The organism is Escherichia sp. TW14182 (genome assembly GCF_000208525.1).
Taxonomy (GTDB): Bacteria; Pseudomonadota; Gammaproteobacteria; order Enterobacterales; family Enterobacteriaceae; genus Escherichia; species Escherichia ruysiae.
Window position 1 is genome coordinate 1 of sequence record NZ_AEJZ01000420.1, and the last position, 5,583, is coordinate 5,583.

Genomic DNA, 5,583 nt, shown 5'->3' on the forward strand with positions numbered 1-5,583 from the left:
CATCCGGCATGAACAAAGCGCACTTTGTCAGTAATCTGAGCGAATCTTACTTCACATCATCCGGCAGCGCATAAGCCACAATATAGTCGCCCATCTTCGTACCAAATGAACCGTGACCGCCTGCGGAGATCACCACATACTGCTTACCATTCACTTCATAGGTCATCGGTGTTGCCTGACCGCCCGCTGGTAGACGACCCTGCCACAGTTTTTCACCGTTGCTCATGTTGTAAGCGCGCAGGTAGTTATCTGCCGTAGCGGCAATAAACAGCACGTTACCCGCCGTGGAGATTGGCCCGCCCAGCATCGGCATACCCATATTGAACGGCACCGGAACGGGCATCGGGAACGGCATACTGTCCTGCGGCGTACCAATACGTTTCTTCCACACCACTTCATTGGTTTTCAGATCCAGCGCCGAGATATAACCCCATGCTGGTTGTTTACACGGCAGACCAAACGGTGAAAGGAACGGGTTAAGCGTGACGCCATACGGCACGCCGTACTGCGGCTGAATACCGGATTCCGTACCCGTGCCTTTGGCATCTTTCGGCTGTTCCATCGGGTTGCCAGGACCGCGTGGGATCAGTTTCGAAACAAACGGCAGCGCCATTGGGTTGGCAATTGCCACTTCACGATTCGGATCAACGGAAATCCCGCCCCATTCGAACATCCCCAGGTTACCCGGGAAGACCAGCGTACCCTGTTCAGATGGTGGGGTGAAAATGCCTTCATAGCGCATCTGGTGGAACATCACGCGGCACACCAGTTGGTCAAACATGGTGGCACCCCACATATCCGCACCGCTTAGATCTTTTGTCGGACGGAAGCTCAGCTCAGAGAACGGTTGAGTAGGGGTAACGTAATCGCCTTTCGCTGCGCCTTGTGGAACGGGCTTTTCCGGGGCTGGAACTACCAGTTCGCCATTACGACGATCGAGCACAAAAATGTTGCCGGTTTTCGCCGGAGCGTAAATGACCGGAACCTTTTGACCATTAACGGTGATATCCGCCAGCGTCGGTTGTGCCGGAAGATCCATATCCCACAGGTCGTGGTGAACGGTCTGGTAACTCCACGCCAGTTTCCCGGTAGTGGCATTCAGCGCCAGAATCGAGCTGGCATAACGTTCCTGTTCCGGTGTGCGGTTACCGCCCCAGATATCTGGTGTGGTCACACCCATCGGCAGATACACCAGATCCAGCTTCGCGTCATAGGCCGCAGGTGCCCACGAGTTTGGCGAGTTAAAGGTAAAGGTGTGTTCGTCAGACGGGATTGCGTTAGGATCTTTCGCACCAGGATCAAAAGCCCACAGCAGCTCCCCGGTGTTGACATCAAAACCACGGATCACGCCAGACGTTTCGCGGGTTGAGAAGTTATCGGTGACTGAACCAGCCATCACGATGGTTTTATCGGTGATAATCGGCGGCGAAGTCGGCTCATACAGACCCGGTTTGGTATCCGGCATATTGCTTTGCAGATTGAGCACGCCTTTATCGGCGAAGGTTTCGCACAGCTTGCCGTTTTCAGCGTTAATCGCAATCAGGCGGCCATCATTCACCGGAAGAATGATACGACGCGGGCAATCCGCCATCACTTCCGGCGAAGCAGTTTCTGCTTTGGCTTCATGATAAGAGACGCCACGACAAGTTACGTGCTGGAAAGACTCGTTGGTTTTCAGCTCAGGATCGTAATGCCATTTCTCTTTGCCGCTGGCGGCATCGAGTGCAAACAGGCGCTGGTGAGCAGTACACAGGTAAAGCGTGTCGCCCACTTTTATTGGCGTCACTTCATTGGTGATTTCGCCCGGATCGTTCGGCTGTTTCACATCACCCGTGCGAAATACCCAGGCTTCTTTCAGGTTGTGGACGTTATCGGCGTTAATTTGCTTCAGAGGCGAAAAGCGTTGGCCTTCCTGATTGCGGCCATAGGCAGGCCAGTCCTGATCGGCAACGGGGGAGATGGCTTCTGCTGGCGTGGCATCGGCGCTTAAGGTGCCGTTGATTTCCTGCGGATCGTTAAATCCCGCCCAGGTGAGGATTCCGCCACTAATCAGCAACGCCACTACCAGCGCGGCAACTGCGCCACTGGAAGGAATGACCAGTCGATGCCAGACAAACGGCAGGATCAGCCAGATGCCGAAGAAGACCAGAATATCGCTGCGCGGAGTCAGTGCCCAGAAATCGAAACCGACTTCCCAGACGCCCCAAATCATAGTGCCGAGCAGCAGAGCCGCGTACAGCCAAAGCGCGGCGCGTTTACTGCGCCATAGCATCCAGGCGACGCCGAGCATCACAAGGCCTGCAATAGGGTAGTACCAGGAGCCGCCAATCGCGACCAGCCAGCCTCCGCCAATGAGAAGATACAGCCCGCAAAGAGCTGCAAAAAGGGCTGTTAGCGTGACGAGTAATCGTCGCGAGCCGGTATTGTTAATTGCCATAAAGAGACACCATTTCAATTCATTAATATTTTAGTAGCAATTAATTATAGGTTTTAACATGTGTGATCGTCATCACAATTTGAGCTTTATTAACAGATTCCGCCAATGAATAGTTTTACTGGTATACTGCGTGTCTTGCGCTTTGCTGCGGTGCCGAAGCTAGCCCGTGCGAAGTGATTTGTTTTTAAATCATATGGTTAGAGATATGAAACATACTGTAGAAGTAATGTTTTTCTTGTTTTCTCCCTTTCTGACTTTTTCACGTTCCGCATAAAAAATTATTTAATTCCATTGCGTTATAGCGTTTTTCTGTTCTTGGGTGACTTCAGTTTTTCAGAGTATTACCATGTTATGTGTATCAATACGTGTATACACATTGGAGCTATGAAGGTGTCTGGAACTAATAAGCTGAGTGACAGGAAACTAAAAGCCCTGACAGGCACAACCAGAAAGCATGTTGAGATGATTGCTGATGGTGAAGGGCTGGGGGTTAGATTGTCCACAAGAGGGCATGTGAGCTGGGTTTTTTCATATCGGCTCGGTGGGCGTGATAGCACTCTTAATCGGGTAACGCTGGGGCGTTATCCTGATATGAGTTTGAAAGATGCCAGGAAATGGCGGGAACGTTGCCGTCACTGGTTGGCTAACGGGCTTAATCCAAAAATTGAGATTCAGCTTTTTACCGAAGAAACCCACACCCCTGTTACTGTTCGGGATGCGCTGGAGTACTGGCTTGTTAACTATGCAAGGCATAAACGCAAAGATGAAGATCTGATACGGGCGCAATTGTGCAAACATGTTTACCCCAGAATTGGGAGTTTTCCACTATCGCGGTGCGATACGCGATATTGGGTTAACTGCTTTGATGAAATACGTACAATCAGCCCCAAAACAGCCGGAAGAATGTTTCAACACGCAAAACAGGCATTGAGGTTCTGTAATGTTCGGCATTATGCCGTTTGCGATGCGCTTGCCCACTTAACTTTAAGCGATGTTGGCGAAGCTGCCGGACAGCGCGATCGAGTGTTGAGTGACAGGGAATTAGCAGATCTTTGGCGTTTTGGAAAAGAAGAGCACGGAGATATTTATTTTTCCCGACTAATAAAGCTATTGATTTTATTTGGTGCCAGAACGGCAGAATTGCGCCGCTCCCGTTGGAGTGAGTGGGATTTCATTTCATGGGAATGGACTGTTCCACGAGGGAATAGCAAAAACAGTAAAAAAATTGTCAGGCCAATACCTGTAGCTATAAGAGGTTGGTTAAAAGATTTAAAAGAAAAAACAGGAAGTACAGGATTGCTTTTAGGGGAGGAACGAACACACACAGCCGTATCCCTGAAAGGTCGTCGAATGTATAAAATGTTTGGCCATAATGAGAAATGGACGCTACATGATTTAAGGCGAACATTTTCAACGGGGCTAAATAATATGGGGGTGATGCCTCATATTGTCGAGTCATTATTAGGACACGTTTATAATGCGGGTTCGGCAGAATTTAACTATAACCTTAGCCAGTATATCCCCTTTAAATTACAAGCGTTAAATGACTGGTTTAAACGTCTTGAGTTATTGGATAAACAAAATATTAAGCAGGATTGAAATATGGCATTACCGTTAAGGGATTATTATCCAGTTACCCGCGCCGCGAATTTACTTGGCTGTGAAGTGAACGATTTGTTCCACTGGGCGAGAAGGGGGTATATAGAATTATATGCGTATATTGATTCGGCTTGTGGTGTTGTTCACATGCATGAGCTTGATTATTTTCTCCCATTTATTGATCAAGAGGTGAGGGGGTGGGTTAAATCGTTGCAAGAAGAATCTTTACGGGCTGAACTGGATGATTTTGTGGATGAAAAAATCAACAGAACAATGGGCGTTTTTTGTAAGTTAAATTACCTGAAAGAAGAAAGAATATACTTGTACTCTCTTTTGAACTTTCTGGCTAAAGGATGGGTTAATACGGGCTTCTGCTGGTTAAAAAATCTTAAAAATGAAGCCCGGAAGAGTGTCGAAGATGCCTATTATTTCGAGGATGTATGCGCCGAACATTCTTTTAATCGTGATAGCGAATATATTGCAGAAGTGGGCGGTTTTTTTTCTATTGATTCTCATAATATACTTGAAGATATTGAATTAAATGGATGTTGTATTTGTTCTGGTGAAAATTTTGAAGGTGTATATAGCGGGTTGTCTGTTTTTCTTCCTCAAAGCAATAATATAAATCTAAACAAAAATAACCTGTTTTTATTCAAAGATGATTTTATCATTCTTAATGATTTCTCTTCTGAAAAAGAAGGTGATACAGGAGAGCAATTGAATAAAAAATATTTATATGGCTATGATATGGAGTCAATATATATTCAATTGAACGAGAAGAATACATTCTTTCAACCCTGCGATGAGTCGATTAGTAGACAAAATGAGCATAAAAAAGAATTAAACCCTCAGCTTGATAAAAAAACGCGAGTATCCAAAGCAGAAAGAGTATTTATACAATTGGCAATAAAAGAACATTACCACGAGTTTATAGACAGTCCGGGAACCATTGCCAATATATTCACCGCCTTGTCTAAAAAGCATGAAAGCCCTTTCGATTTCGATAAAAGCACCATAGGCAGGTGGATTAAAACCGCTCGCTAACTATTTTTTAACAATTCAGGGCTTAATAAGTCTATTTGAGGGCTTATTAAGCCCTCTCCTTCTTGCTTTGTGCGGATTGCCTGGGGAAAAATCATTCCCGAAAAGCTCAGGATACGGGAGAAAAACATGATACAGCGCATATTCATTCCACCAACTCCAGAACAACGCCGAGCCATACTCGCTGAGTATGGTTTTGACTACGAAGAACGCATCAGGGAAGACACGTGTAAAAAGATGACCACGCTTTCACGTTCCCGGCGTTGGGAACTGGAGGCGATTGGCGCTTTCCCTTCCCGCCACTCTTTGGGGCGTTGTTCGTGTACTTGGCTATTAAGCGATGTTTTATGGTGGTTGCGTAACCCGCCAACTATTGCCGAGGCAAATAATCCGCATGAAAACGCCAAAAAGAAAAAGAGAGACGCTGATTTACTGGAGTAACATTTATGGAAAACACAATCACGGTATTAACACCCGTTTTTAAAAACTGCCCGGAAATGACCACG

At 46.8% G+C, this 5,583-nt stretch carries 4 protein-coding genes; 3 read left to right on the forward strand and 1 reads right to left on the reverse strand.

Annotation, left to right across the window (positions count from 1 at the left end):
- Positions 1-46: 46 nt before the first annotated feature.
- Positions 47-2,437 (reverse strand): quinoprotein glucose dehydrogenase, encoded by a 2,391-nt coding sequence (gene gcd / locus EQY_RS0122725; RefSeq protein WP_024212720.1) that lies wholly within the window; start codon positions 2,435-2,437, stop codon positions 47-49.
- A gap of 390 nt (positions 2,438-2,827) precedes the next feature.
- Here gcd and EQY_RS0122730 point away from each other — a divergent pair, with 390 nt between their 5' ends.
- From EQY_RS0122730 to EQY_RS0122740, 3 genes are all read left to right on the forward strand, one after another.
- Positions 2,828-4,036 (forward strand): tyrosine-type recombinase/integrase, encoded by a 1,209-nt coding sequence (locus EQY_RS0122730; RefSeq protein WP_024212721.1) that lies wholly within the window; start codon positions 2,828-2,830, stop codon positions 4,034-4,036.
- A gap of 3 nt (positions 4,037-4,039) precedes the next feature.
- A complete protein-coding gene (locus tag EQY_RS0122735) occupies positions 4,040-5,080 on the forward strand; it encodes a hypothetical protein (protein ID WP_001207591.1) in 1,041 nt (346 codons plus the stop codon).
- A gap of 126 nt (positions 5,081-5,206) precedes the next feature.
- On the forward strand, positions 5,207-5,518 hold the full coding sequence (locus EQY_RS0122740; protein ID WP_032082664.1) for a helix-turn-helix transcriptional regulator: 312 nt from the start codon (positions 5,207-5,209) through the stop codon (positions 5,516-5,518).
- Positions 5,519-5,583 lie beyond the last annotated feature (65 nt).

What these genes read in the sequence shown, in the direction of transcription:
- gcd (WP_024212720.1), bottom strand. Translation starts at nt 2,437, where the DNA reads ATGGCAATTAACAATACCGGCTCGCGACGATTACTCGTCACGCTAACA.
- EQY_RS0122740 (WP_032082664.1), top strand. Translation starts at nt 5,207, where the DNA reads ATGATACAGCGCATATTCATTCCACCAACTCCAGAACAACGCCGAGCC.
- EQY_RS0122735 (WP_001207591.1), top strand. Translation starts at nt 4,040, where the DNA reads ATGGCATTACCGTTAAGGGATTATTATCCAGTTACCCGCGCCGCGAAT.